Genomic DNA, 2,747 nt, shown 5'->3' with positions numbered 1-2,747 from the left:
GCCACGACTTCAGATCAGGCGGCAGAAGATACGGCTGAGACCGGTCAAACGGGATGAAGCTGCTCATCTCACCACCTTACAACTTCACCTCTTCACAGGGTACCCCAACCCGACAGGCTGCTAGAGGATCCTGAGTAAATGATCAGACTGCATCGCAAACACGCCCTCATCACCTCGGCAGCCTTCGCCGCCGTGCTGTGCGTTTCGTCTCCGCTTGCGGCGCTGGCGCAGGACGCGGCCCCGGCAGCAGACGCGCCGGCGGTTTCCGCACCGCCGACGGATGGCGCGGGTGCACCTTCCGCCGCGGCGCCTGCCGACGCGCCTGCCGCCCCGCCTGCTGACGCTGCGGCGCCCGCACCGGCGGATGCGGCCCCGGCAGATGCGGCGCCTGCCCCCGCCCCCGCAGCAGAAGCACCCGCCCCGGCCCCGGACGCGCCCCCGCCGCCGCCCGCACCCGAAGGCAACCCGTACGGCCTTGGCGCCCTGTGGGCCAATGGTGACTTCATCGCCCGTGGCGTCCTGCTGATCATGGTGTTCATGTCGGTCGGCACCTGGGTCATCATGATCAAGAAGTTCTTCGAGCAGGCCAGCCTGTTCAGTGCGGCAAAGGACGTGACGGCCAAGTTCTGGACCAAGCCGACGATCAAGCAGGGTGCAGATGCGCTGCCGACCAACTCGCCCTTCCGCTACATCGCGGAAACCGGCGTGAAGGCGGCGGAACACCACGAAGGCACGATGCAGGAATCCATCGACCTGCATTCGTGGACGACGATGTCGATCCAGCGTTCGGTCGACCTGATCCAGACGCGCCTGCAGGGTGGGCTTGCCTTCCTCGGGACCGTGGGTTCGACCTCCCCGTTCGTTGGCCTGTTCGGCACGGTGTGGGGCATCTATCACGCGCTGACGGCCATCGGCATCGCGGGCAACGCCTCGATCGACAAGGTTGCCGGCCCGGTCGGTGAATCGCTGATCATGACGGCCATCGGCCTCGGCACCGCGGTGCCGGCGGTTCTGGGCTACAACCTGCTGGTGCGCCGCAACAAGGGCGCGATGGACCTGGTGCGCAACTTCGCTGCCGACTTGCAGTCCATCCTGATGGGCGGCTATCGTCATGGCACCGATCCGCAGGACACGATTGCGGTTCGTCCGGACAACTCTCCTACAACCACGACTATTGACAATCGGGTGGCCTGATCATGGGAATGCAAGTTGGAGGTGGCGGCGATGAAGACGAGGTGGTGTCGGCCATCAACACCACACCGCTTGTCGACGTCATGCTGGTGCTGCTGATCATCTTTCTGATCACCATTCCAGTCGCGACGCACACCATCACGGTAAAACTGCCGATGGATGCAAACCAGCCGACCCGCACCGCGATTGATAACGTCGTGATCGCGGTGACCTCCAAGGGGCAGGCATACTGGGGGGAAACCCCGCTGAACGGGTATGCCGACCTGGAGACGCATCTGGAACATGCTGCGGCACAGAAGCCGCAGCCACAGATCCAGATCCGTGGCGACATGGCGGCGAAGTATGAAGCCGTCGGCAAGGTGGTCGCAGCCTGTCAGCAGGCGGGGATCGTCCATATTGACTTCATTACCGAACAGCCCCACGGCTGATCCTCGGTATCCATTCCCGGCCGGGAGGTTTTCCCGGCCACTTCTGGGAGAATACGCGCCATGGGCATGAATGTCGGGTCCAGCAGCACGACAGAGGACGAAGGTATTGTAGATATCAATACCACGCCCCTGATTGACGTCATGCTTGTGCTGCTGATCATGCTGATCATTACCATCCCGATGCAGACGCATTCGGTTTCAATGGACCTGCCGCAGGGGAATCCGCCTCCCTCGACAGAGCCTGACCCGCAGATTGATACGGTGTCGATCGATTTCGACAACACGATTACCTGGAATGGCGAACCGGTGCCGGATGAAGCCGCCCTGCAGGCCCACTTCACCGAGGCCGCGGCCATGCCGGTGCAGCCGGAGATGCACATCCATCCGGATCGTCTCGCCAACTACAAGACCGTGGCCCATGTCCTTGCCGATGCGCAGCGTCTGGGTATCACCAAACTGGGCATTATCGGCAATGACCAGTTCATGGATGCGCAGTAAGGCACGACACCCGTCTGTGCTGTAACTGCCGGTTTTTTGGAAAACGGCCCTTTGCGTGTCCCTGACATCGCGAAGGGCCGTTTTTTTCGTCTGCTCCCGGCATGGTCCCGTGGATGTCTTTCCTGTGGCACGATGCGTGCGCGGCCCGGCCTTTTCAGGATGATGTCCGTATCCCGTGCGAGTCATGGGGGCGGCAACCGGATTTGCGCCACCCGTCAGGCTGTCCGGGAAAAAGAAACGCCCTGTTGCCGATCTTGCATCCAGTTCCCCCACACTTCCTGATCCATGCGTGTCACGAAGTGCATTTTCGGCGGCCCTGTGGCGGCGAAGCGTACAAATACAGCAAAAACAGTCCCGTAAAACTGTCATTTTCCGCTCGGTTCGTTCTGGTGCCGATCTGTTGCGCCATGGTTGCGGATCGGGGGGATCGCGATGTGGCGCACATGCAGGTACATAAACAGCCTGTTGCTTTTTTTACCCTTTCCCCCGTTATCTTATTTCCTTTAGCAGCCTGTCGGGTTGGGCATTTTGCGGCTGATAACGCCAAGGCTGACCTGGCTTATGCTGCCTGAAGCCGCGCCATTCTTTTACAGTTGTATGCGAGAGCAACGAGTGTCCATTCGGTCGTGA

General features: G+C 61.3%; 3 protein-coding genes. All 3 read left to right on the top strand.

The window, feature by feature from the left end; translation table 11 throughout:
• Positions 1–138 precede the first annotated feature (138 nt).
• From KMAL_RS16425 to KMAL_RS16415, 3 genes are read left to right on the top strand one after another with little or no spacing between them, the layout of a single operon-like run.
• On the top strand, positions 139–1,194 hold the full coding sequence (locus tag KMAL_RS16425; RefSeq protein WP_110096519.1) for a MotA/TolQ/ExbB proton channel family protein: 1,056 nt from the start codon (positions 139–141) through the stop codon (positions 1,192–1,194).
• A 2-nt stretch (positions 1,195–1,196) separates the two neighbouring features.
• A complete protein-coding gene (locus tag KMAL_RS16420) occupies positions 1,197–1,619 on the top strand; it encodes an ExbD/TolR family protein (protein ID WP_110096518.1) in 423 nt (140 codons plus the stop codon).
• A gap of 60 nt (positions 1,620–1,679) precedes the next feature.
• Positions 1,680–2,117 (top strand): ExbD/TolR family protein, encoded by a 438-nt coding sequence (locus KMAL_RS16415; RefSeq protein ID WP_110096517.1) that lies wholly within the window; start codon positions 1,680–1,682, stop codon positions 2,115–2,117.
• The last annotated feature ends 630 nt before the right edge of the window (positions 2,118–2,747 follow it).

The sequence above is a fragment of the Novacetimonas maltaceti genome, assembly GCF_002906255.1.
Classification (GTDB): Bacteria; Pseudomonadota; Alphaproteobacteria; order Acetobacterales; family Acetobacteraceae; genus Novacetimonas; species Novacetimonas maltaceti.
Note: the sequence above shows the minus strand (reverse complement) of the source record. Positions and strands in the feature narration are given on the sequence as shown.